The organism is Ruegeria sp. BHSB196 (genome assembly GCF_059613135.1).
Genome location: NZ_JBXWRY010000001.1, coordinates 81,442 through 103,982, shown reverse-complemented (window position 1 = coordinate 103,982; position 22,541 = coordinate 81,442). Strand labels below are relative to the sequence as shown.

Annotated in this window: 17 protein-coding genes; 14 read left to right on the top strand and 3 right to left on the bottom strand. The window is 65.6% G+C overall.

Annotated features, from left to right (window positions below):
* The first annotated feature begins 1 nt into the window (after position 1).
* Positions 2 to 3,148 carry an efflux RND transporter permease subunit gene (locus AC2FNJ_RS00505; RefSeq protein WP_496761622.1) on the top strand — a complete coding sequence of 1,049 codons (3,147 nt, stop codon included), beginning with the start codon at positions 2 to 4 and terminating at the stop codon, positions 3,146 to 3,148.
* 25 nt (positions 3,149 to 3,173) lie between these two features.
* On the opposite strand, the gene glpD is transcribed toward AC2FNJ_RS00505, so the two are convergent.
* Positions 3,174 to 4,769, bottom strand: coding sequence for a glycerol-3-phosphate dehydrogenase (gene glpD / locus AC2FNJ_RS00500; RefSeq protein WP_496761621.1), 1,596 nt, complete (start codon positions 4,767 to 4,769; stop codon positions 3,174 to 3,176).
* Positions 4,770 to 5,057: 288 nt separating this feature from the next.
* On the opposite strand from glpD, the gene AC2FNJ_RS00495 reads away from it, so the two are divergent.
* Positions 5,058 to 5,819: a DeoR/GlpR family DNA-binding transcription regulator gene (locus AC2FNJ_RS00495; RefSeq protein WP_496761620.1), complete on the top strand. Its 762-nt coding sequence runs from the start codon at positions 5,058 to 5,060 to the stop codon at positions 5,817 to 5,819.
* Between the two features lie 23 nt (positions 5,820 to 5,842).
* Here AC2FNJ_RS00495 and AC2FNJ_RS00490 read toward each other — a convergent pair whose 3' ends face one another.
* Positions 5,843 to 8,029, bottom strand: coding sequence for a S41 family peptidase (locus AC2FNJ_RS00490; RefSeq protein WP_496761619.1), 2,187 nt, complete (start codon positions 8,027 to 8,029; stop codon positions 5,843 to 5,845).
* A gap of 55 nt (positions 8,030 to 8,084) precedes the next feature.
* Positions 8,085 to 8,795, bottom strand: a complete 711-nt coding sequence (locus AC2FNJ_RS00485; protein ID WP_496761618.1) for an iron-containing redox enzyme family protein — start codon at positions 8,793 to 8,795, stop codon at positions 8,085 to 8,087.
* Between the two features lie 159 nt (positions 8,796 to 8,954).
* Here AC2FNJ_RS00485 and AC2FNJ_RS00480 point away from each other — a divergent pair, with 159 nt between their 5' ends.
* The 12 genes from AC2FNJ_RS00480 to AC2FNJ_RS00425 all read left to right on the top strand — a co-directional run bounded on the left by AC2FNJ_RS00480 (position 8,955) and on the right by AC2FNJ_RS00425 (position 22,507).
* The gene (locus AC2FNJ_RS00480; RefSeq protein ID WP_496761617.1) at positions 8,955 to 9,158 is read left to right on the top strand and encodes a hypothetical protein; all 204 of its coding nucleotides are present in this window, start codon (positions 8,955 to 8,957) and stop codon (positions 9,156 to 9,158) included.
* 10 nt (positions 9,159 to 9,168) lie between these two features.
* Positions 9,169 to 10,404 (top strand): YcaO-like family protein, encoded by a 1,236-nt coding sequence (locus tag AC2FNJ_RS00475; RefSeq protein ID WP_496761616.1) that lies wholly within the window; start codon positions 9,169 to 9,171, stop codon positions 10,402 to 10,404.
* The gene (locus AC2FNJ_RS00470) at positions 10,392 to 11,648 is read left to right on the top strand and encodes a TfuA-like protein (RefSeq protein ID WP_496761615.1); all 1,257 of its coding nucleotides are present in this window, start codon (positions 10,392 to 10,394) and stop codon (positions 11,646 to 11,648) included. The genes AC2FNJ_RS00475 and AC2FNJ_RS00470 overlap by 13 nt, the downstream gene beginning before the upstream one ends.
* Positions 11,645 to 14,305 carry an adenylate/guanylate cyclase domain-containing protein gene (locus AC2FNJ_RS00465; RefSeq protein ID WP_496761614.1) on the top strand — a complete coding sequence of 887 codons (2,661 nt, stop codon included), beginning with the start codon at positions 11,645 to 11,647 and terminating at the stop codon, positions 14,303 to 14,305. The genes AC2FNJ_RS00470 and AC2FNJ_RS00465 overlap by 4 nt, the downstream gene beginning before the upstream one ends.
* 199 nt (positions 14,306 to 14,504) lie before the next feature.
* The gene (locus AC2FNJ_RS00460) at positions 14,505 to 15,248 is read left to right on the top strand and encodes an SDR family NAD(P)-dependent oxidoreductase (RefSeq protein ID WP_496761613.1); all 744 of its coding nucleotides are present in this window, start codon (positions 14,505 to 14,507) and stop codon (positions 15,246 to 15,248) included.
* The gene (locus AC2FNJ_RS00455; protein WP_496761612.1) at positions 15,245 to 15,715 is read left to right on the top strand and encodes a MarR family winged helix-turn-helix transcriptional regulator; all 471 of its coding nucleotides are present in this window, start codon (positions 15,245 to 15,247) and stop codon (positions 15,713 to 15,715) included. The genes AC2FNJ_RS00460 and AC2FNJ_RS00455 overlap by 4 nt, the downstream gene beginning before the upstream one ends.
* Positions 15,716 to 15,720: 5 nt before the next feature.
* Positions 15,721 to 16,521 carry an enoyl-CoA hydratase family protein gene (locus AC2FNJ_RS00450; protein ID WP_496761865.1) on the top strand — a complete coding sequence of 267 codons (801 nt, stop codon included), beginning with the start codon at positions 15,721 to 15,723 and terminating at the stop codon, positions 16,519 to 16,521.
* Between the two features lie 3 nt (positions 16,522 to 16,524).
* A complete protein-coding gene (locus tag AC2FNJ_RS00445; RefSeq protein WP_496761611.1) occupies positions 16,525 to 17,685 on the top strand; it encodes an acyl-CoA dehydrogenase family protein in 1,161 nt (386 codons plus the stop codon).
* A 1-nt stretch (position 17,686) separates the two neighbouring features.
* Positions 17,687 to 19,306: an AMP-binding protein gene (locus AC2FNJ_RS00440; RefSeq protein WP_496761610.1), complete on the top strand. Its 1,620-nt coding sequence runs from the start codon at positions 17,687 to 17,689 to the stop codon at positions 19,304 to 19,306.
* Positions 19,307 to 19,371: 65 nt separating this feature from the next.
* Positions 19,372 to 19,818: a cupin domain-containing protein gene (locus AC2FNJ_RS00435; RefSeq protein ID WP_496761609.1), complete on the top strand. Its 447-nt coding sequence runs from the start codon at positions 19,372 to 19,374 to the stop codon at positions 19,816 to 19,818.
* A gap of 10 nt (positions 19,819 to 19,828) precedes the next feature.
* Entirely contained in the window at positions 19,829 to 21,316 is a 1,488-nt protein-coding gene (locus AC2FNJ_RS00430) for a flavin-containing monooxygenase (protein ID WP_496761608.1), read from the top strand.
* A 48-nt stretch (positions 21,317 to 21,364) separates the two neighbouring features.
* Positions 21,365 to 22,507, top strand: a complete 1,143-nt coding sequence (locus AC2FNJ_RS00425) for an ABC transporter substrate-binding protein (protein ID WP_496761607.1) — start codon at positions 21,365 to 21,367, stop codon at positions 22,505 to 22,507.
* The last annotated feature ends 34 nt before the right edge of the window (positions 22,508 to 22,541 follow it).

Here is a 22,541-nt window from a genome sequence, read left to right as displayed (position 1 = left end):
CATGTTCTCGGCGCTTTTCATCAGCCGGCCCAAGCTGGCGCTCGTCATTTCGCTGGTCCTGACCATCATGGGCGGCATCGCCTATCTGGTGCTGCCGGTCGCGCAGTTCCCCGACATCACGCCGCCCGTGGTCAGTGTTTCGGCCAACTACACCGGCGCGAATGCGGAAACCGTGGAGAACACCGTCGCCGCGCCGATCGAGGCGCAGGTGAACGGGGTGGACGACATGATCTACATGACCTCCACCTCGGCCGACAACGGTTCCTATTCGCTGAACGTGACCTTCGAGGTCGGCACCGATCCCGACATCGCCTCGGTCAACGTGCAGAACCGCGTGGCGCAGGCCATGGCGTCGCTGCCGACCGAGGTCACTGCCTCGGGCGTGGTCACGCAGAAGGCGTCCACCAACATGCTGATGGTGGTGACGCTGACATCGCCGAACGGCACCTATGACAGCGTGTTCCTGTCTAACTACGCCTCGATCAATCTCAAGGATGCGCTGGCACGGGTTCAGGGCGTGGGCAAGGCGGACGTTCTGACCAATCTCGAATACGCCATGCGGATGTGGATGAACCCGGACAAGATGGCGGCGCTGTCGATCACGCCGGGCGACCTGATCAACGCGATCCGCGAACAGAACATCGAGGTTTCGGCCGGCGCCATCGGCTCGCCGCCCGCGCCCGAGGGCCAGACGTTTCAGTACACGATCAAGACCAAGGGCCGTCTGAGCACGCCGGAGGAATTCGGCAACATCGTCATCCGCACCGGCGATGCCGGCGCCATCGTCCGGGTCAAGGACGTGGCGCGGGTCGAACTGGGCGCGGAGTTCTACAGCGCCTCGGGCTTTTTCCAGGGCCAGCCCGCGACCGTTCTGGGCATCTACCAGGCCCCCGGCGCCAACGCGCTGGCCGTGTCGGACCGGGTGACAGCCGAGCTGGAACGCCTGTCGCGGGCCTTTCCCGACGATCTGGAATACCAGATCCCGTTCAACACAACCGATTTCGTCGAACAGTCGCTGAACGACGTGGTGACGACCCTGATGCTCACCTTCACCCTGGTGATCTCGGTCGTGTTCATCTTTCTGGGCAGCTGGCGGGCGACGATCATTCCCGCCGTGGCCATTCCGGTGTCGCTGATCGGCACCTTCGCGTTTCTGCTGGCCTTCGGCATGTCGCTCAACACGATTTCGCTGTTCGCGCTGGTTCTGGCCATCGGCATCGTGGTGGATGACGCCATCGTGGTGGTCGAAAACGTCGAGCGCATCATCGCCGAGGAGGGTCTGAGCCCGCCCGAGGCCACGCGCAAGGCGATGGGGCAGATCACCGGCCCGGTGATCGCGACCACCCTGGTGCTGCTGGCCGTGTTCGTTCCGGTCACATTCATGCCCGGCATTTCCGGGCGGCTCTATTCGCAATTCGCCGTCACCATCTCGACCGCGGTGGTGATCTCGTCGATCAATGCGCTGACCTTGTCGCCGGCCCTGTGCGGCCTGGTGCTGAAGGCGCGTTCGGGTCCGCCGCGGGGGCTTCTGGCGCTGTTCGAGGGATTCATCGGCACCATGCGTGGCGGATACGTGGCCATCGTCCGGCGCCTGCTGCGCCTGCCGGTGATCTCGCTGGTCATCGTGGCCGCCATCGGCGCAAGCGCCTGGACGATCATGGGCAACACCTCGAAGGGGTTCATCCCGCTGGAGGACAACGGGTATCTGTTCGTGGATGTGCAGCTGCCGGACGCGGCGACGCTGCAGCGGACCGAAATCGTCACCGCGCGCGTCAACGAGCAGATTCAGCAGATCGACGGCGTGGCCAACACGGTGCTGGTCAACGGCTTTTCGTTGCTGAACGGCCTGACCGCCAATGGCGCGATGATCATCGTCAACCTGGACAACTGGGACGAACGGCAGGAGGACGATCTGAGCGCCGATGCGATCCTGCAAAAGGTTCTGGCCATCGCCTTCGGCGAATCCGCGGCGTCGATCGTCGCCTTCAACCCGCCGCCGATCCAGGGCCTGGGGATGTCGGCGGGCGTCGAGATGGAGGTGCAGCAGACCGGCGGCGGCAGCGCGCAGGATCTGGCCTCGGCGGTCGGCTCGTTCGTCTATGCGGCCAACCAGCGGCCCGAGATCGCGCAGGCCTATACCACCTTCCGCGCCAATGTCCCGCAGCTGTTCGTCGATCTGGACCGCGAAAAGGCCAAGACGCTGCAGGTCTCGATCGCCGAGATCTTCCAGACCATGCAGGCGCAGCTCGGGTCGTATTACGTCAACGACTTCAACCTGTTCGGGCGCGTCTATCGGGTGATGATCCAGGCCGAGGGCAGCTATCGCGACAAGGTCGAGGACATCTCGAACCTCTATGTCCGCTCCGAGACCGGCGAGATGGTGCCGCTTGGGACGCTGGTCGATGTGGAAAACGTGCTGGGACCGGTGCTGCTGAAGCGGCACAACCTGTTCCGGTCCGCGACCGTGACGGCGGTTCCGGCCGAAGGGCTGTCCACGGGTGACGCGATCAACGTCATGACCGAGGAATCGGCGACCGCCCTGCCCGCGGGCTATGCCTTTGAATGGACCGGGACGGCGCAGCAGCAGCTCGCCTCGGGCAACCTCGTCGTCGTCATCCTGATCCTGGCGATCACCTTCGGCTATCTGTTCCTCGTCGGACAGTACGAAAGCTGGACGATGCCGGTTTCGATCCTGCTGTCGGTCATCGTCGCCCTGTTCGGCGCCGTGGCGGCGGTGGCCATCGTCGGCAGCGACATCAACCTGTATACGCAGATCGGGATGATCATGCTGGTCGGGCTTGCGTCGAAGAACGGCATTCTGATCGTCGAATTCGCGATGGAGCAGCGGGCCAAGGGTCTGTCGATCCTCGAGGCCGCGGCCGAGGCCGCGCATCAGCGGTTCCGGGCGGTGATGATGACCGCGCTGTCCTTCCTTCTGGGCGTCGTGCCCCTGCTTGCGGCGAGCGGCGCCGGCGCGGCCAGCCAGAGGGCGATCGGCGTGGCGGTCTTTGGCGGGATGCTGATGGCGACCCTGGTCGGGGTGATCCTGGTTCCGGTGCTCTATGCGGTGATGCAGGGGCTGCGCGAACGGATCAAAGGCCACAAGGATCCGGACCCGTCCGACGACGCGGCGGCCTCGGCCGGGTGACGCCGGCGCGCCGCGCGGCCCGGTGTCAGGCGGCGGTCGGGGATCCGTTCTGCCGGTGCCGCGCCATCCACCGGTCCAGCGCCGCGATCTGCGCGGCGGTCAGGCGCAGGCCGAGCTTGCTGCGCCGCCACACCACATCCTCGGCGGTGCGGGCGAATTCGCGGTCCATCAGCCACGCGACCTCGCGCCCGGTCAGGGTGGCCCCGAAATCCTCGCCCAGATCCGCCGGTGTCGTGGCAGACCCCAACACGTCCCAGGCCTCGGTCCCGTAGGCGCGCACCAGGCGGTCGGCCCAGACGTCGTTCAGGTATGGATGGTCCGCCGCCAGCCGCGACACCAGATCGGCAAAGCCATCGACCGGGAAATCGCCGCCGGGCAGCGGCACGCCCGCCGTCCATGGCCCCGGCAGGTTCGGGAAATGCGCGCCGATCTTTTCCATCGCGCTTTCGGCCAGGCGGCGGTAGGTGGTGATCTTGCCGCCGAACACGTTCAGCACCGGCACGCCGCCGCCATCCTCGACCTTGAGCGTGTAGTCCCGCGTGGCGGCGGTGGCGCTGCCTTCGCCGTCGTCATAGAGCGGCCGGACCCCGGAATAGGTCCATACGATGTCCTGCCGGGTGACGGGCCGTTTGAAATAGTTCGACGCGAAGGCGCAGAGATAGTCCTGTTCCGCGTCGGTGCAGACCGGCGGCTCCGACAGGTCCGGGTGGTCGTGATCGGTCGTCCCGATCAGGGTGAAATCGCGTTCGTAGGGGATCGCAAAGATGATGCGCCCGTCCGCGCCCTGAAAGAAATAGCACTTGTCGTGGTCGTAAAGCCGCCGGGTCACGATGTGACTGCCGCGGACCAGCCGCACCCGGTCGTGGGCGTTCGACCGGATTCGCGTCTGCAGGATGTCGCCGACCCAGGGCCCGCCCGCATTCACCAGCATGCGGGCGCGATGGGTTCGGGTCGTGTCCCGGTCACGGTCCCGCACGGTCACGGTCCAGACCCTGCCGGTCCGTTCGGCGGACACGACCTCGGTCCGCACCAGGATTTTCGCGCCGCGGGCTTGGGCGTCGCGCGCGTTGAGAACCACGAGGCGGGTGTCCTCGACCCAGCAATCGGAATATTCGTAGGCGCGATGGAACCTGTCCTGCAACGGCGCCCCCTCGGGCACGGTGCGGAGATCGACCGAACTGGTTCCGGGCAGGATCTTGCGCCCGCCCAGATGATCGTAGAGGAGCAGGCCGAGGCGAATGAGCCAGGCCGGGCGCCGGCCGTGCATCCAGGGCATCACCGTCTTCAGCAGGCGCGAAGTGGGGGTTTCGGCGTCGAACCGCATCTCGGGGTGATAGGGCAGCACGAAACGCATCGGCCAGCTGATATGCGGCATGGCCCTGAGCAGCGTTTCCCGCTCGATCAGCGCCTCGCGCACAAGCCTGAACTCGAAATATTCCAGATAGCGCAAGCCGCCGTGAAACAGCTTAGTCGAGGCGGAGGACGTGGCGGAGGCAAGATCGTTCATCTCGGCCAGAACCACCGACAGGCCGCGCCCGGCCGCATCGCGCGCGATCCCGCATCCGTTGATGCCGCCGCCGATCACGAAAAGGTCGCAGGGCTGAGGGTCCGGCTCGGACATGGGCGATTCTCCATGCGGGGATGACGGCGGATACTAATGCCAGCGCCCTTCGAATGGTCAATGTCTTTTTTCGTAATCTTTCGTTTTTGCATACGCGAGAACGGGTAGGCGCCTGGATGGCAGGGGCATCGGCCTGCGATCATTGAAAAACAGGCAAACCGCGTTCAAGGGGCCACGACCCTGGCGAAATGCACACAGAGCGCAACGGAAGAAAAACGAAACTCCTTGCATATGCGGAACAACGCGGCAAAGTTCCGGTGCGCGCCGCTTCGCCACGGGACAGGAACCATGTCGTTTTCGTTCAGACAGTCGGACATTCTGGAGATTGCCCGCAGCGAGGGCCGGGTCACGGTCGAGGATCTGGCCGAGCGGTTCGGGGTCACGGTGCAGACAATCCGCCGCGACCTTGGCGAATTGGCGGATGCCGGCAAGCTGGAGCGGGTCCATGGCGGCGCGGTGCTGAGGTCCGGCGTGACCAATATCGGCTATGAGGATCGCCGCGGTCTGAACGAAGACGCCAAGGAGCGGATCGCCGCCAAATGCGTGCGCGCGATTCCCGATGGCGCGTCGCTGTTTCTGAACATCGGCACTTCGACCGAAGCCGTGGCGCGGGCGCTCTTGTCGCACAGGAACCTGATGGTCGTGACCAACAACATGAACGTGGCCAACATCCTGGTGGCCAATCCCGATTGCCGGATCGTGGTCGCGGGCGGGGTGCTGCGGCGGTCGGATGGCGGTCTGATCGGGAACCTCACGGTTTCGACCATCGAGCGGTTCAAGTTCGACTATGCGGTGATCGGCTGTTCGGCGCTGGACGCGGAGGGAGATCTGCTGGATTTCGATTTTCAGGAGGTCCATGTCAGCCAGACCATCATCGCGCAGGCGCGGCACACGTTCCTGGTTGCCGACAGTTCCAAGTTTCAGCGCGCGGCCCCGGCGCGCATCGCCTCGCTGGCGCGGATCGACAGCTTTTTCACCGACGCTCCGGTGCCACCCGGTCTGGCCGCGCGGTGCCGGGACTGGAACACGCAGGTGGTGATCTGCGGCTGAGCCCGGCCACGGGCATTGCGCCGCTATCCGACCGAGGCGAAAGCCACCTTGCGCCGGAACGACGCGACGACGCCCGAGCTGTGGCCGCTGACGATGTCGAAGTCATGCGCTTCGAGCCGGATGTCCGCGGGGCGGCTGGTCTCAAGCTCAAAGGTCATCCTGGTCTTTCTCTGGGTCGGGATCTGAAGATAGACCGGACGCCCATCGACCGACAGGATGAACTGGAGCCCGCCGAAACGCTTGCCGACATCCACTTCGATTTCGACCCGGACCTTCTGCTTCTGGGTCTGGACGTCGAGAACCGGCCTGTTCAGCGGCACCTCCTGCCCGTCGATGCGGACGGTCATGTCGAATTGCTGTTTCGGGATCTCGCTCAGCACCTTGGCGGCGTGCCGGATCAGGTCCACGTTGCCGCCCAGCAGGTCGTCGCGGGTCAGATTGTGGAAATGGTCGCGGCGCACGCCGTCCTCTTCGATCGGCATGCCCTGATTCTTGCCGACCCGCGTGCAGCGCCGGACCGCGTAATGCGGTTTGGGCTCGTTCCTGAGGGACCGCGGCGGGAGGAAATCCAGCGTTTCGCCGGGATCGACCAGATCGACGCAATAGCGATGCGTCCACATGTTCGCGCCGCCGCCGCCGGTGCTGGGATCGACGCCGATGACGGGGCCGATTTCGTGGTCCTGGAAACTGGCGGCGAAGATGTCGCCGGAGCTGTAGGTGATGGCGTTCGTCACCAGCGCGACCGGACCGTAGTAGTACTGGCCCAGATCGTTGGCCTGGGCGGGGTCGGTCAGCGGCCCCTGCCCCGAGAACTGGTTGCCGACATCCACGGCCGGCGACACCCGGTTCTGCCAGGAGTGGAGCTTTTTGGCGCTGCTTTTCGGCGACCAGACGATCTGTTCGACCAGCGTGGTGGCCAGAAACTGGAACGGCAGCGGGGTGATGACCCGCGGGGTCAGCAGTTGCAGGATCCGTTCGGCCGCCACCACCTGCCCGCCGGGATTGGAGCGGATGTCGATGAGCAGTCCGGTCTGGGGAATGCTGTACAGGATCTTGAGGAAGGCTTCGACGAACTTCCTGGGCGAGCAGTTGAAGTGGTTGATCTTGACCAGCCCGAACTTGAACCCCCGGGGGCCGTGATCGACCTTGACGTTGTGGACGGTGAAGACGCCTTCGGGCAAGCCGTCGATCTCGGCCGGGATCTTGATGATGCGTTCCTTGCGGTCGATTTCCCTTTGTCTGTCAAACAGCGTGTTGCGCACCGTGGACTCATACAGCGACCGGTGTTCGATGGAGGGGTCGGACGTGGTGTTGTTCTGAAAGTTCTTCTTCAGCTCCCACATCGCCTGCACCGAGGCGACGCGATCCTTGGCCTCGTCATCCAGGATGACCCGCCAGGGGAACCGGATTTCGCGGATCTTGCCGTCCTCGCTGCGGTAGGCGATGGTCACGAAATATTCGCTGGGCGGCAGCGAGCCGCCGAACCACCGCACGGTCATCAACCGCAGGCCCAAAGCGAACTGAGCGTAGATGTTGGACCCCTGCTCTTCTTCGCCGATGCGCCGGATCGCCTCGTGTATCGGCATTCCGTTCCAGCTGAGGATCTCGGCGCCGGGTTTGAAATGCGGGTGCTTGAAATCGGCCAGCAGGCCGGTGACGATCACGCAGCGCTCCGCCTCGGGGTTGAAGCTGTCCTCGCTGAGATCCTCGATCTCGCACACCTGGCCGTGAACCGGGGCGTTGCCGGGAATGACATGCGCGTCCAGCAGGAACGGCAGGAACGCCACCATGTTGGAATAGGGCGGCGGCATGACATAGGCCGTGTGGATGTCGCGCAGGCCCTTGAAGATCTTCATGATCTGGTTGTGGAACTCGTAGCCGTCGAGTTTCTCGCACCGGCGTTTGAGCTGGCGCAGGGCGGTGACGGGATCGACCGCGTGCTTGGTCCGCTTGAGTTCGCGGTGAACGTAGAGTTCGCTCAGCACCAGGATCGCCTGGTCGATGATCTTGCGGCGTTCGTTGGTCGAAAGCGGCCGGGTTTCGGGCATGGCCAGCGCCTCGCCCACCGAACAGGTGGTGCCGATGCTTTCCAGCGCCTTGGCCAGCGCCGGAATTTCAACCTCGGCAATGCGATCGACGGCATCGTCCGCATAGGGGCTGCCGCGCAAAACCATCGGGTTTCGCAGCGGACCGTTTCCGCGTTCAGACACAGTGGACTCCTGTTTCTGCGGCCCGCGATCCCCCCCGAAACCGCGGGGCGCGCTGTCAGATCCGTCTTTGGGGAGCGTCGGTCGGAGAGATCCGTTCGACGATTGAGGCGAGCGTGTTGGCGGTATGCGTCGCGCTGATCCCGATCAGACCCAGATGCCGCCGGCTGAGCGGCATCCCATCGAGCGCCTTGTCCAGGTCGTCGCGGTGATGCGGATCGACCCGGCCGTGAAAATGATAGGTGCGGAACGCCTCTTTTGGCAGGCCGCTCTCGCGTTCGAGTTTCTCGATCAGGCTGTCGCTGGGCGGCCCGGATTCCAGCAGCGCGATGCAGCCCAGCAGCATCACCGGGTGATAGTGGTGGATCCAGTAGTACTGCGCCCCCATCATCGAGGCCACGTCCGGCAGCGGCAGCACGTCCAGCACCTCGGCGCGGGCAAATCCGGCCGCCTCGAGGTCTTCGAGCGCCCAGAGGTCGTGATCGCGCTCTTCATCCACGTGCTTTGCGAAATAGTCGCGCAGATGGCGGCAGAGCGCGTCGCGCTCGGCCATGTCCGCGGCACGGTCGCGGGCGGCCTCCATCAGCGGAACGGTCGCGCGCATGATCTGCTGCAATGTCACCAGAAAGCCCGGCAGCATCTCGGGCAGGTCGGGCCGCGCCCAGAACTGCGCGAAGGCCGCGTTGGCGGCATGGCAGGTGAGCCGCATCTTGGTGCGCACGATCTGGCTGTTGGTCAATTCACCCACCGCTGAAAGCTTTTCGTTCATCGGCACCTACCCCCCGTACATTAAGCTCTTGTGAAGTTACGATTGGAAATGGCAGAGATACAACAATATTCGTTGACATGCCGCCGATAATCGTCGTGCATGGAAACTGTTAACGAATATCAATATGCAAGCAAAGACTCAGCCTAGGGGAGAAAGAAAATGGCCGAAGCTTCAAATCTGGATCGTCTGATCGACGCGGGTGCAGTCAAGGACGCGAGCCACGTTTCGGACGAGCACAAGCGGATCCTGAATGAGGAATTCTCGAAGGAAGAAGTTGACGCGATCATCAAGCTCAAGGACAAGATCACCGGCATGCCTTTCTCGTCCGACGGGGATGACGACGGCGGCATGGCCGCGCTCTGAGGTGATCTGAGTGCCGTGCACGACCCACGCCGTACGGCACCTTTTCGCACATGAAAACACGATCAAGATTGCCGCGAACATTCCGCGTACGGTGACGGCGGAGTGCACGCTGGACCATCTTGACCGGATCCGGTCGGCGCTGCCGATCACCCGGCTTGCCGATCTAACGCCGTTGGATCGGCTGGGGCTTCCGGTCTATTGCGCGGTGACGCCCCTGGCCCGGGATCTGACCACGCATATGGGCAAGGGGCGCGACGCGGCGGCGGCCAAGGCGAGCGCCGTCATGGAAGCCTGCGAGCGCGTGACGGCGGAAACCCTGCCCGACACGGCCCGGCGCGCCAGCGTTGCGGCGCTGACATCGGAAGGCCGACGGTTTCTGGACCCGCGCGCCTTCACCCTGCCCCCCGACACCGGGTTTGCACCGAAGGCCGAATGCGGCTGGGTGCCGGCAACCGATCTGTTCATGTCGGACGAGGTCTGGCTGCCCGCGGATATGGTCGTCTGCCCGCCCAATGACGGATTGCTGCGCCTGCCCGACACGAATGGGCTGGCATCGGGCAATACCCGGCTGGAGGCGGTGGTTCACGGCTTGTGCGAAGTGATCGAGCGCGACGCGATCGGGCAGCTTGTGTTTGCCGAACTGTTCGGAGAGGCCGGTGACGCCGCCCCGAAGTGCCGGGCCATCGCGGCGGATGCGGCCCTGCCGCGGGACTGCCGGGAGCTGGTGGACGCGATGCGCGCGCAGGGCATGTCGGTCGGGATCGAGGATGTCACGCAGGACATCACGGTTCCGGTGCTGCGCGCGACCATCCTCGATCCGGCCTATCCGACGCCTACCGGCCCGCGCGCAATGAAGTTTCGCGGTCTGGGATGCCATCCGAATGCCGGCGTTGCCCTGTCGCGCGCGCTGACCGAGGCCGTGCAGTCGCGGCTGGCGCGGATTCAGGGCGCGCGCGACAGTTTCAACCTGACGCCCAGCCGGCGGAGTGCGGCCCCGAACCCGGCGCAGGAGCCGGCAACGGTGGGTTGGGACGACATTCCCAGCCTGACGAGCGTCGATCTGGCGGATGATCTGAACCACATCCTTGCCGCGCTGGCGGGCGCGGGATTTTCGACCGCATGTTTTGCCGATCTGTCGCGCCCGGACCTGCCGGTGGCGGTGGTCCGTGTCTGCGTGCCGGGATTGAGCGTGTTTCTGGTGGACCACAGCCGCGTGTCCAGGCGAGACCTCAGATGGCTGCTGTGAACGCGCCTCTTGCCCCGGCGACGCCGCCACTGGTCTTTGTCGGCCCGTCGCTGCCTGCCGCGGAGGTGCGGCAGATCCTGCCGGAGGCCGAAGTGCGGCCGCCGGTCCGGCGCGGTGATCTGCACCTGGCCCGGATGCTGCGCTATTCGGTCTTCGTGATCCTGGACGGCGTGTTCGCCCAGACCGATGCGCTGTCTCCGCGCGAGGTCGCGGACGTGCTGCGCGACGGCGCCCTGGTGATCGGCGGCGCCAGCATGGGGGCGCTGCGCGCGGTGGATTGCGCCCCCCTGGGCGCGCGCGGCGCCGGGCGCATCTACCGGATGTTCCGGCGCGGGCTGATCGACAGCGAGGATGAGGTCGCCGTCACCTTCAACCCCGACGCGCCCTGGCCGGCCCTGACCCTGCCGCTGGCCGGAATCCGGATCGCCCTGCGGCGCGCGGTGCGGCAAGGCCGGATGGGCGCGGCCGAGGCCGACCGACTGTTTTCGGCGGCGCGGCGCCTGCATTATTCCGAGCGCAGCTGGCGCGCCATCTTTCGGCAGGCCCACGGCGCGGAGGCCCCGGCGGCGCTGATGGACTGGCTGCGGCGCCAGGATCCCAAGCGCGAGGACGCCCGCCAGACCTTGCATCTGGCGGCGCGAACCCTGCGCCGCGATCCGGACCGGTGCAGGCGGCCCCGGGCGACACGCGCGCCTTTCGTCGATCTCGACGCGCGGCGGGCGCGCGCTCCGGCGGCGGCGCTGGGCCCGGACACGGGGGGCGCGGAGGCCGGGTTCGTGCTGTGGCTGCTGCTTTCGGGACGCGCCAACAGGTGGCTTGACGACCCGCGGGCCGCGCTGAACCGGCTGAACCGGACCGGACCGGTTCCTCCAGCCGGCTGGATGGCGCGCCATGACCGGTTGAACTGGCGCGACGTCAACTGCGAAGACGTTGATCAGGCAGCGGCAATTTCGGGTTTACTGATTGACCGCATCACGGCTTCGGGCGACATTGTATCGGAACGATTTCGTTACAAGGCCGTTTGCGAGCATATCGGGAGCGCCGGAACCGGGGCTCCGCAGGATAAAGAGTTGTGGCTGACGCGAAACCGACTCGCGGTCGCGCACGGGGCCGATGACTGGGCCGGGCTGATGGCCGCCGCCTCTCCAGAGGTGCGGAACCTGATTTCGGACCTGACATTCCGGTGGGCGCAGGCTAGAACCGCGGTCGCACGACAAAAAGAACACGAACGGAACGGACAATGAGCGAAACCCTGATGGAGCAAACGACCGAGCACCGAACGGGCCCGGTAAGCAGGACCATGATGTTCACGGACATCGAGGCCTCGACCGCCCTGCTGCAGGCCCTTGGCGATCAGTACCCGGCCGTTCTCAGGCGTCACCAGGACATCATCCGGGCCTGTTACGCCCCCTTTGGCGGAGATGAGGACGGCACCCAGGGGGATTCCTTTCTGGTGTTGTTCGACTCGCCCCGGCAGGCGCTGGGCGCGGCGATCGAGATTCAGCGCAGGCTCAAGGCCGAAACCTGGCCGCGCGGCATCGATCTGCGGGTGCGGATCGGGCTGCACGAAGGCCCGGTCGAGAAACTCGGGCAGCAGCTGGTCGGTTATGACCTGCACCTGGCCGCCCGCATCGGCGATACCGGGCACGGCGGGCAGATCGTGCTGTCGCGCAACGCCTATCAGCTGCTCGACGAGAGCGATTTCGCGTCCTGGGGCGTGAAGGTGCGCCCGCTCGGCGTGCACCGCCTCAAGGCGATCCGCTATCCCGAAACGCTGTTCGACATCGTCGATCCGGAAATCTGCATCGACTTTCCGCCGCTTCGGACGCTGGACGTGCGTCGGACGAACATCTCGCAGCCGCGCGGGCCGATCGTCGGCCGCGACCGCGAGACCGCCGAGATCATGGGCCTGCTGAACGAAGGCGACAGCCGCCTTGTGACCGTCACCGGCATGGGCGGCACCGGCAAGACCACCGTGGCGCAGCGGGTGGCGGCGCTCTGGCTGCGCGATACCGAGGACGGCGCCTATTTCGTGGATTTCGGCGGGCTGGACAATCCCGGCCTGGTTCTGCCCAGCATTGCGCAGGCGCTGGGCGTTCGGGACTATCCGGGCCGCCCGATCTATCTGGACATCGCGTCGTTCATCGGCACCAGCCGCATGTTGCTGGTGCTCGACACGTTCGAGCATGTCCTGGATGCGGCGGTGGCCCTGTCCGACCTGCTGAACGAGTGCCCCAATCTGCGCTTGCTGGTCACGAGCCGGGCCGAATTGCGGATCGCCTCGGAAAAGACATATGTCCTCGATCCGCTCAAACTGCCCCAGCCCGGCGATCCGACCCCGGAAACCAGCGGCGCGATGCGGGTCTTTGTCGAGGCGGTTCAGGCCGAGACCCCCGGCTTCGAGATCACCAGCGAAAACCGCGACACCGTGGCCCGGATCGTGACCCGGCTCGAAGGCATCCCGCTGGCGCTCAACCTCGCGGCGGCGCGCATGTCGCTGCTGTCGCCGGCGCAACTGCTGGAACGGCTGGACGAAAAGCTGAAGCTGCTGCGCAGTTCGCAGCAGGATTCGGGCCGCCACCGGACGCTGCGCAAGGCGATCGAATGGAGCGAGAGCCTGCTCAATGACGAAGAGCGCCAGACCTTCATGGCGCTCTCGGCGTTTTCGGGCGGGTTCCGCGTGGACGATGCCGAGGATGCGCTGCTGGAAGTGCCCGGTTTCGATGCGGATGTGCTGGACGCGGTGTCATCGCTGACCTCCAAGAACCTGCTGTATCGGCGGATCGTCAACGGCGCGCCGCGTTTCGGCATGTATGACATGGTGCGGGAATTCGCGCAGGACGCCCTGCAGCGCGCCGGTGACGCCGATGCGGTTCAGGACGCGTTCATCGAACATTTCGCCACGCTCTGCGAAAGCTGCGGTGCGCTGGTACTGACGGAAGAGCAGAAACGGCACGTCACCCGCCTGAGCGACGAGGCGGACAACGTTCGCGCCGCGCTGCGGGTGTCGCTGCAGCGAAAGGATATCGACACCTGCGCCCGGATCGTCGAATCGCTGTATTGGTACTGGATCTCGCAGGGGCAGTTCACCGAGAGCCTGGACTGGATTCGCCAGGCCGACGACCTTGCCGGAAAGCTGGGCGACAGCGCGGCGGCGGCCAAGATCAACCTTGCGGCGGCCTATACCAAGGCGATGGCGGGCGATTACGAAGGGGCCTATGGGCACGGTCAGAAGGCCGAGCGCATGTTCGCCGAACTTGGGGAAGAGGACCAAGCCAAGAAGGCGGCGATGATCCATGCGATCTGCGGCGCGGCCACCGGCAACATCGAAGACCCCAGCGAAGCCATCATGGGCTGCATCGCGCATATGCAGCAGAAGGGCGACAACTATTTCACCGCCCTGGGCCTTCTGATCATGGGGGAAGGCGCACGGATGGAAGGCATGAAGGAGGCGGCCGAGGACTGCTATGGTCAGGCGCTGGACCTGCTGGCGGTGGAGCGCAACACGTTCTGGCCCGGGCTGTTGAAGCAGAACATCGCGCATTTCCGCATCGCCGAGGGCAAGACGGACGAGGCGCAGACCTATCTAGCCGAGGCCTTTGATCTGGGGCGCGACTTCGACTATCCGATCGTCATCAACCTGTGCGTCGCGGCCTATGGCGGCCTGGCGCTGGCCAGGGGCGACGCGGAAACCGCGGCACGGTTCCTGGGCGCGGTCGAGCACAATCTGTCGAAGATCGGCGCCAAGTTCGAACCGACCGACAAGGCCGACGTGGACGGGTACGTGGCCCGGGCCATCGAGGTTCTGGGGCGCGCGAAATACGACGAATGCGCCCAGGCGGGCGCCGCGGTGCCGTGGGAGACCATGCGCGAGGAAGCGCGCGCCTACGGCGCCGGTTAACGTCGGATCCGTCCCCGTCCTGCGATGCGCCGCGCAGGCCGCGGCGCCGTCCGTTTTGTCATTGCCTTCGCCAGAACCCTGACGGTTTGAGCCGCCAAGTCCTGATCTGGCTCGATTTCCGCCAATTTACTTCAAGCACAAAATTTCTATTGTTGAAATAAATTCGCCTTGCTAAGCTTTTCCGAAACCGAGGTGCGAGATGGATCTAACCGAGACCCATGTGATTGTGACGGGCGGTGGCTCCGGTGTCGGCGCGGAATGCGCCCGCCAGTTCGCCGCAGCGGGTGCGCGGGTCACGATCCTGGGCCGGAACGAGGACCGGCTGCGCGCGCAGGACATGCCCTATGCGGTTTGCGACGTGACCGATCCGGATCAGGTAGAGGCCGCCTTTTCCACCGCGCGCCGCGAACGCGGGCGCATCGGGGCGATCATCGCCAATGCCGGCGTCGCGCCCAGCGCGCCCTTTGCCAGGATGACGGCCGACGGGTTTCGCGAAACCCTGGACGTGAACCTGGCCGGGGTGTTCCACTGCTTCAAGGCGGCGCTGCCGGACATGCAGGAGGCCGGCGGCGGGCGCATGATCGCGGTCGCCTCGACGGCGGGTCTCAAGGGCTATCCTTACGTCGCGGGCTATTGTGCGGCCAAGCATGGGGTCGTCGGCCTGACCCGCGCCCTGGCCATCGAACTTGCGCCGTCCGGCATCACGGTCAATGCGATCTGCCCCGGATTCGTGGCCACGCCGATGCTGGAGCGGTCCATCGAAACCATCATGGAAAAGACCGGCGCGGATCGGGAAGCCGCCGAACAGGCGTTGAAACGGGGCAATCCCCAGAACCGGTTCGTCGAAGTGGACGAGGTGGCCGGCGCGGCGCTGTGGCTGTGTTCGGAAGCGGCGCGCAGCGTCAACGGACACACGCTGACCCTGTCGGGAGGCGAGACATGACCCGCCCCGATCCGAAACCGGTGGCGACGCCCAGCAAGGAACGCCTGCGCCTGTGGTTGCGCCTGCTCAAGGTCTCGCGCGGGATCGAGACGAAGCTGCGCGCCAACCTGCGCAGCGAGTTCGGCTCGACCCTGCCCCGTTTCGACGTGATGGCCGCGCTGTCGCGGCACAAGGACGGGCTGAAGATGAGCGAACTGTCCGGCGTGCTGCGGGTGTCCAACGGCAATGTCACGGGAATCGTCGATCGGCTGGTCGAGGAAGGGCTGGTCATGCGCGTGGCCGTCAAGGGCGACCGGCGGGCCTCGCTGGTGCGCCTGACACCCAAGGGACAGGCCGATTTCGCGACCCAAGCCGCCGCGCACGAAAGCTGGATCGACGAGATCCTCGGAACGCTGGACGCCGACGAGGCCGCAGCCTTTTCCGCGCGGCTCGAGGAACTGATCAAGTCCATGGACGGGAGGAATTGATGGATATGCGCAGCGACACGACGCATTTTCTGTGCCGCATCACCGACGGTATCGCCACGGTGTCACTGGACCGTCCCGACCGCAAGAACCCGCTGACCTTCGACAGCTATGCCGAGTTGCGCGACTGGTTCCGCGATCTGGCCTATTCCGACGACATCAAGGCGGTGGTCTTTGCCTCGAACGGCGGCAATTTCAGCTCGGGCGGCGACGTGCACGACATCATCGGGCCGCTGACCCGGATGAGCATGAAGGATCTGCTGGCCTTCACCCGGATGACCGGCGATCTGGTCAAGGCGATGGTGAACTGCGGCAAGCCGGTCATCGCGGCGGTGGACGGGGTCTGTGTCGGCGCCGGGGCGATCATCGCGATGGCCAGCGATCTGCGGATCGCGACGCCCGAGGCCAAGACCGCGTTTCTGTTCACGCGGGTCGGTCTGGCCGGGTGCGACATGGGCGCCTGCGCGATCCTGCCCCGGATCATCGGCCAGGGGCGCGCGGCGGAACTGCTCTACACCGGCCGGTCGATGAGCGCCGAGGAAGGCGAACGCTGGGGATTCTTCAACCGGCTGGTCGCGGCGGCGGACCTGGACGGCGCCGCGCAGGCGTTGGCCGCGCGGCTGGCCGCGGGTCCGAATTTCGCGCATATGATGACCAAGACCATGCTGGCGCAGGAATGGTCGATGTCGATCGAACAGGCGATCGAGGCCGAGGCGCAGGCACAGGCGATCTGCATGCAGACCGGCGACTTCGAACGCGCCTACAACGCCTTCGTGGCGCGCGAGAAACCGGTTTTCGAGGGGGATTGAGCGATGCCCGACCGGTCCTTCCTGTCCTGGCCGTTTTTCGACGACAAGCATCGCGACCTGGCGGCGGCGCTGGAGTCGTGGGCCGGCCGGGAACTGGCGGGGATCGATCATGCGGACACGGATCGCGCCTGCCGCGACCTGGTCGCGGCGCTGGGGCGCGACGGCTGGCTGTCGCATACCGGAACTGCCGCCGCCGGGGAAACGCTCGACGTGCGGACCCTGTGCCTGATCCGCGAGACCCTGGCGCGCCATGACGGGCTGGCAGACTTTTCCTTTGCGATGCAAGGGCTTGGCACCGGGGCGATTTCGCTGTTCGGATCGGAGGCGCAGAAATCGGAATGGCTGCCGCTGACGCGGTCGGGACAGGCGATTTCGGCCTTTGCCCTGACCGAGCCGCAATCGGGATCGGACGTGGCCCACTCCACGATGACCGCCACGCGGGACGGCGACGGTTTCGTGCTCAACGGCGAGAAGACCTGGATCTCCAATGGCGGCATTGCGGATGTCTACACGCTGTTCGCCCGCACCGGCGAGGCACCGGGGGCCAAGGGATTGTCCGCCTTCGTCCTGCCCGCCGGCCTGCCCGGTTTCGAGATCGTCGAACGGCTGGACACCATCGCGCCGCACCCGCTGGCGACCCTGCGCTTTGCCGATTGCCGGGTGCCGGCCAGCGCGATGATCGGCGCGCCGGGTCAGGGCTTTGCCATCGCCATGTCGGTGCTGGACGTGTTTCGCGCCACCGTGGCCGCAGCCGCGCTGGGCTTTGCCCGGCGCGCGCTGGACGAGGCGCTGCACCGGGTTCAGGCGCGCCGGATCGGAGGGGCGCCGCTGTTCGATCTGCAGATGGTTCAGGGCCATATCGCCGACATGGCGCTGGATGTGGATGCCGCCGCCCTGCTCGTCTACCGCGCCGCCTGGACCAAGGATGCGGGCGCGCCGCGCGTGACGCGCGAGGCGGCCATGGCCAAGCTGTTCGCCACCGAGCAGGCCCAGCAGGTCATCGACCGGGCGGTGCAGCTGTTCGGCGGCGATGGTGTGAAATCCGGCGAGACGGTCGAAAAGCTGTACCGGGAAATACGGGCTCTGCGCATTTACGAAGGCGCCTCGGACGTGCAGCGCGTGGTGATCGCGCGGCAGACCCTGGGCGCGCATCAGGGAGGATGACATGCTCGGACCTTCGGCCCACAAGGATACGTTCGCGCGGGACAATCTGCCGCCCAGGGACCAATGGCCCGATCTGCTGCTGGACGGGTTCGACTATCCCGACCGCCTGAACGCGGCGGTGGAACTCACCGACCGGATGGTTGAAAAGGGCTTTGGCGATCACACGGCGCTGATCGGCAATGGCCGCCGCCGGACCTACAAGGAGCTGTCCGACTGGAGCAACCGCATCGCCCATGTGCTGGTCGAAGACCTGGGGATCGTGCCCGGCAACCGCGTGCTGATCCGCTCGGCCAACAACCCGGCCATGGTGGCGTGCTGGCTGGCCGCGACCAAGGCCGGTGCGGTCGTGGTGAACACGATGCCCATGCTGCGGGCCGGCGAACTGACCGCCATCGTGGACAAGGCCGAGATCAGCCATGCCCTGTGCGACACCCGCCTGAAGGACGAGCTTGTCGCCTGCGCCAAAACCTCGAAGTTCCTGAAGACGGTCGTGGGTTTCGACGGAACCGCGAACCATGATGCCGAGCTTGACCGGCTGGCGCTGCAGAAGCCGGTGCATTTCGACGCGGTGGAGACCAGCCAGGACGACGTGGCGCTGCTGGGATTCACCTCCGGCACCACCGGGTCGCCCAAGGCCACGATGCATTTCCACCGCGACCTGCTGATCATCGCCGACGGCTATGCCAAAGAGGTGTTGAACGTCACGCCCGAGGATGTGTTCGTCGGCTCGCCGCCGCTGGCCTTTACCTTTGGCCTTGGCGGGCTGGCGATCTTTCCGCTGCGGTTCGGTGCGGCGGCGGCGCTGCTGGAGAACGCCTCGCCTCCGAACCTGATCGAGATCATCCAGACCTACAAGGCGACGGTGTGTTTCACCGCGCCCACCGCCTATCGCACCATGCTGGCGGCGATGGAGGAAGGCGCGGACCTGACCAGCCTGCGCGCGGCGGTGTCGGCGGGCGAGACCCTGCCCGCGCCGATCTACCGGGACTGGATGGCCAAGACCGGCAAGCCGATGCTGGACGGCATCGGCGCCACGGAATTGCTGCATATCTTCGTCACCAACCGGTTCTCGGATCACCGCCCCGCCTGCACCGGCAAACCCGTCACCGGCTACGAGGCCCGCGTGATCGACGATGACGGCAACGAGGTTCCGCGCGGCGAGGTCGGCCGGCTGGCGGTGCGCGGGCCGACCGGGTGCCGCTATCTGAACGATGCGCGGCAGACGGATTACGTGCTGAACGGCTGGAACATCACCGGCGACAGCTTCACCATGGATGCGGACGGCTATCTGCATTTCTGCGCCCGCAACGACGACATGATCCTGAGTTCGGGCTACAACATCTCGGGCCCCGAAGTCGAAGCGGCGCTGCTGTCGCACCCGGCGGTGGCGGAATGCGCCGTCGTCGGAACGCCGGACGAGGCCCGCGGCAACATCGTGCAGGCGCATGTGGTTCTGACCGACGGCGCCGTGCCCGACGAAACGACCGTCAAGGCCCTGCAGGATCACGTCAAGGCCACCATCGCCCCCTACAAGTACCCGCGCAGCGTGGTGTTCACCGAGGCGCTGCCGAAAACCGCGACGGGCAAGATCCAGCGGTTCCAGTTGCGGCAGCGGGAGTGACCCGCGCCAATCAACAAAAACAAAAAGAGGTGATCGATCACCCGTATTTCAACAAGGAGAGGACCATGAAAGAAACCCCAGGTGTAACCCCCGCCAATTCCGGCCTCGAAGGGCTGTCGTGGAACGTCGTCGGCCACACGTACACGCCCAAGGTACATTCCGACAACGTCTTCATCTGGCATGCGGTGATTCCGGACGGCACCTTCGTTCCGCCGCACATCCACCCGACCCAGGACGAATGGATCACGGTGCTGAGCGGCGAACTGGAATGCGAATTCGGGCCGGACGTGCACAAGGCCGGCGCCGGCGACACGATCCGTATGCCCAAGGGCATCGCGCATGGCATCTTCAACCGTTCCGGTGCCGAGGCGACCTGCGTCTTCGGCGTGGCCCCGGCGCGCAAGTTGTTCGATCTGTTCATCGCGCTGGACGGCGTGACCGATCCCGAGGAGCTGGTGCGCCTGTCGGCCCTGCACGAGGTCGATTTCCTGCCGCCCCCGGACGCAGCCTGAGGCGACGCCCATGGTCAAGCGAAAGAATGTCGCCGTGATCGGAGGCGGGGTCTCGGGCCTCGCCGCCGCCAAGGCGTTCGACGAGCGCGGGCACCGGGTGACCGGTTTCGAGCGCACGCAGGATTTCGGCGGCGTGTGGGAACTGTCGCGGTCCTATCCCGGCGTACAGACGCAATCGCCCAAGGATCTGTACTGCTTCACCGACCATCCGATGCCGGACGACTATCCGGAATGGCCCAAGGGGCCGCAGGTGCATGCCTATCTGCATTCCTATGCCGACAAGCACAAGCTGTCGCGCCTGTTCCGTCTGAACAGCAACATCACCGCGATGCAGCGGCGCGCGGACGGGCAGCCGGGCTGGACCCTGACCATCGACGAGGCGGGCCGGACGCGGGAGGAGGATTTCGATTTCGTCGCCATCTGCACCGGGCAGTTTTCCGACAAGAACATCATCACGCATCCGGGGCAGGACGAATTCGTCGCCCGGGGCGGTCAGGTGTTGCACTCGTCGGACTACAACGACCCCGAGATTGCCCGCGGCAAGAACGTGGTGGTTCTGGGCGGCTCGAAATCCGCGACCGATCTGGCGGTGAATGCTGCCGAGAACGGCGCCAGACAGGTCACGCTGGTCTATCGCGAGCCGGTCTGGCGGATCCCCTATTTCGTGGGCGGCATCAACTTCAAGCGGCTGCTCTACATGCGGGCGCAGGAGCAGCAGTTCAACGCCTGGGGCAAGTCTCCGCTGCAACGGGTGGTCGCGGCGGTGTTCAAGCCGCTGGTCTGGGCCAATTTCCGGGCGCTCGAGATGATCCTGAAGACCCAGCTGGGTCTGAAGAAATGGAACATGGTGCCCAAGGTGCCGATCGAAAAGGACGTGTCATGCTCGGTCCCGATCGTGACGCCGGGCCTGTTCGAGGGGTTCAAGGACGGCTCGATCAAGCCGATCCAGGGCACCTACGACCATTACGAGGACGGCCATGTGGTGCTGACCACCGGCGACCGGGTGCCGTGCGACGTTTCGGTGCTGGCGGTCGGATGGAAGCTGGGCGTGCCGATCATCCCCGAGGAATACCGCCGGAAGCTGATCGACGACGACGGCCAGTACCGGGTCTATCGCCTGGCGGTGAATCCGGATCTGCCGGACATGGGCTTTGTCGGTTTCAATTCCAGCTTCTGCACCATCCTGTCGGCCGAGATGATCGCGAACTGGCTGGTGCGCTATGCCGACGGGCAGCTGGCGCATCAGCCGACGGATCAGGAGATGCGGGACAACATCGAGATGATGCTGGACTGGCGCCGACGGGAACGGCCTGCGGCAAAGGTCTATGGCGGGCTCTGCTCGGCGCCTTTCCACTTCAAGCATTTCGACGAGCTGCTGCGAGACATCGGCGCCACAAAACGCAAGCGCAGCAATCCCTTGGCCGAACAATTCTCCTATCCAAACGCGCGGGCCTATGGCACCTTTCTGGCCTCTGCACCGCAATATGTGGCGCAATGACGAAGGGCGGGGGCGCAACGCCCGCCCGTACCAACTGGGAGTGAAAACATGAACCTGAAGAAACTGAGCTTAACGGCGCTTTTTGCGGCGACCGCCCTGGCCGCCCCGGTCGCGGCCGAACCGGTCAAGGTCGGCATGATCACCACCCTGTCGGGCGGCGGCGCCGGGCTGGGCATCGATGTGCGCGACGGCTTCTTGCTGGCGGTCAAGCAATCGGGGAACACCGATCTGGAGGTCGTGGTCGAGGATGACCAGCGCAAGCCCGACATCGCCGTGCAGCTGGCCGACCGGATGATCCAGTCCGAAAAGGTGGACATCCTGACCGGCATCATCTGGTCGAACCTGGCGATGGCCGTGGTGCCGTCGGCCACCGCACAGGGCAAGTTCTATCTGTCGCCCAATGCCGGGCCGTCGGCGCTGGCGGGCAAGGGCTGCCATCCGAATTATTTCAACGTGGCCTGGCAGAACGACAACCTGCACGAAGCCGCCGGCGCCTATGCGAAATCCGCAGGGTTCAAGAACAGCTTCATCCTGGCCCCGAACTATCCGGCCGGTCAGGACGCGCTGGCCGGATACAAGCGGATGTACGAGGGCGATCTTGCGGGCGAGATCTATACCCAGCTGGGCCAGACCGACTACGCGGCCGAGATCGCGCAGATCCGCGCGTCGGACGCGGACAGCGTGTTCTTCTTCCTGCCCGGCGGCATGGGGATCTCGTTCCTCAAGCAATATGCCGACAGCGGTGTCGATCTGCCGGTGGTCGGGCCGGCCTTCAGCTTTGATCAGGGCATCCTGCAGGCGGTCGGAGCCGCCGCCCTGGGCGTCAAGAATACCAGCCAGTGGAACAAGGACATCGACAACCCGGCCAACAAGGCGTTCGTCGAGGCGTTCCAGGCCGAATACGGCCGCCTGCCCTCGCTTTACGCCAGCCAGGGCTACGACACCGCCAACCTGATCCTGTCGGCCATGGCAAAGGCCGATGTCAGCGATCCGGACGCCTTCCGCGCCGCGCTCAAGGCGGCCGAGTTCGACTCGGTGCGCGGCGACTTCAGGTTCGGCCCGAACCACCATCCGATCCAGGACATCTATGTCCGCGAAGTGGTGCAGGAAGGCGACGTGTTCACCAACAAGATCCTTGGTGTGGCACTGGAAGACCATGCCGACGCCTATGCGGGCGAGTGCAATATGTAACCGCCTTGCGGCGCGGGGCCACGGCCCTGCGCCG

What these genes read in the sequence shown, in the direction of transcription:
- AC2FNJ_RS00505 (WP_496761622.1), top strand. Translation starts at nt 2, where the DNA reads ATGTTCTCGGCGCTTTTCATCAGCCGGCCCAAGCTGGCGCTCGTCATT.
- glpD (WP_496761621.1), bottom strand. Translation starts at nt 4,769, where the DNA reads ATGTCCGAGCCGGACCCTCAGCCCTGCGACCTTTTCGTGATCGGCGGC.
- AC2FNJ_RS00495 (WP_496761620.1), top strand. Translation starts at nt 5,058, where the DNA reads ATGTCGTTTTCGTTCAGACAGTCGGACATTCTGGAGATTGCCCGCAGC.
- AC2FNJ_RS00485 (WP_496761618.1), bottom strand. Translation starts at nt 8,795, where the DNA reads ATGAACGAAAAGCTTTCAGCGGTGGGTGAATTGACCAACAGCCAGATC.
- AC2FNJ_RS00480 (WP_496761617.1), top strand. Translation starts at nt 8,955, where the DNA reads ATGGCCGAAGCTTCAAATCTGGATCGTCTGATCGACGCGGGTGCAGTC.
- AC2FNJ_RS00470 (WP_496761615.1), top strand. Translation starts at nt 10,392, where the DNA reads ATGGCTGCTGTGAACGCGCCTCTTGCCCCGGCGACGCCGCCACTGGTC.
- AC2FNJ_RS00465 (WP_496761614.1), top strand. Translation starts at nt 11,645, where the DNA reads ATGAGCGAAACCCTGATGGAGCAAACGACCGAGCACCGAACGGGCCCG.
- AC2FNJ_RS00460 (WP_496761613.1), top strand. Translation starts at nt 14,505, where the DNA reads ATGGATCTAACCGAGACCCATGTGATTGTGACGGGCGGTGGCTCCGGT.
- AC2FNJ_RS00455 (WP_496761612.1), top strand. Translation starts at nt 15,245, where the DNA reads ATGACCCGCCCCGATCCGAAACCGGTGGCGACGCCCAGCAAGGAACGC.
- AC2FNJ_RS00450 (WP_496761865.1), top strand. Translation starts at nt 15,721, where the DNA reads ATGCGCAGCGACACGACGCATTTTCTGTGCCGCATCACCGACGGTATC.
- AC2FNJ_RS00445 (WP_496761611.1), top strand. Translation starts at nt 16,525, where the DNA reads ATGCCCGACCGGTCCTTCCTGTCCTGGCCGTTTTTCGACGACAAGCAT.
- AC2FNJ_RS00440 (WP_496761610.1), top strand. Translation starts at nt 17,687, where the DNA reads ATGCTCGGACCTTCGGCCCACAAGGATACGTTCGCGCGGGACAATCTG.
- AC2FNJ_RS00435 (WP_496761609.1), top strand. Translation starts at nt 19,372, where the DNA reads ATGAAAGAAACCCCAGGTGTAACCCCCGCCAATTCCGGCCTCGAAGGG.
- AC2FNJ_RS00430 (WP_496761608.1), top strand. Translation starts at nt 19,829, where the DNA reads ATGGTCAAGCGAAAGAATGTCGCCGTGATCGGAGGCGGGGTCTCGGGC.
- AC2FNJ_RS00425 (WP_496761607.1), top strand. Translation starts at nt 21,365, where the DNA reads ATGAACCTGAAGAAACTGAGCTTAACGGCGCTTTTTGCGGCGACCGCC.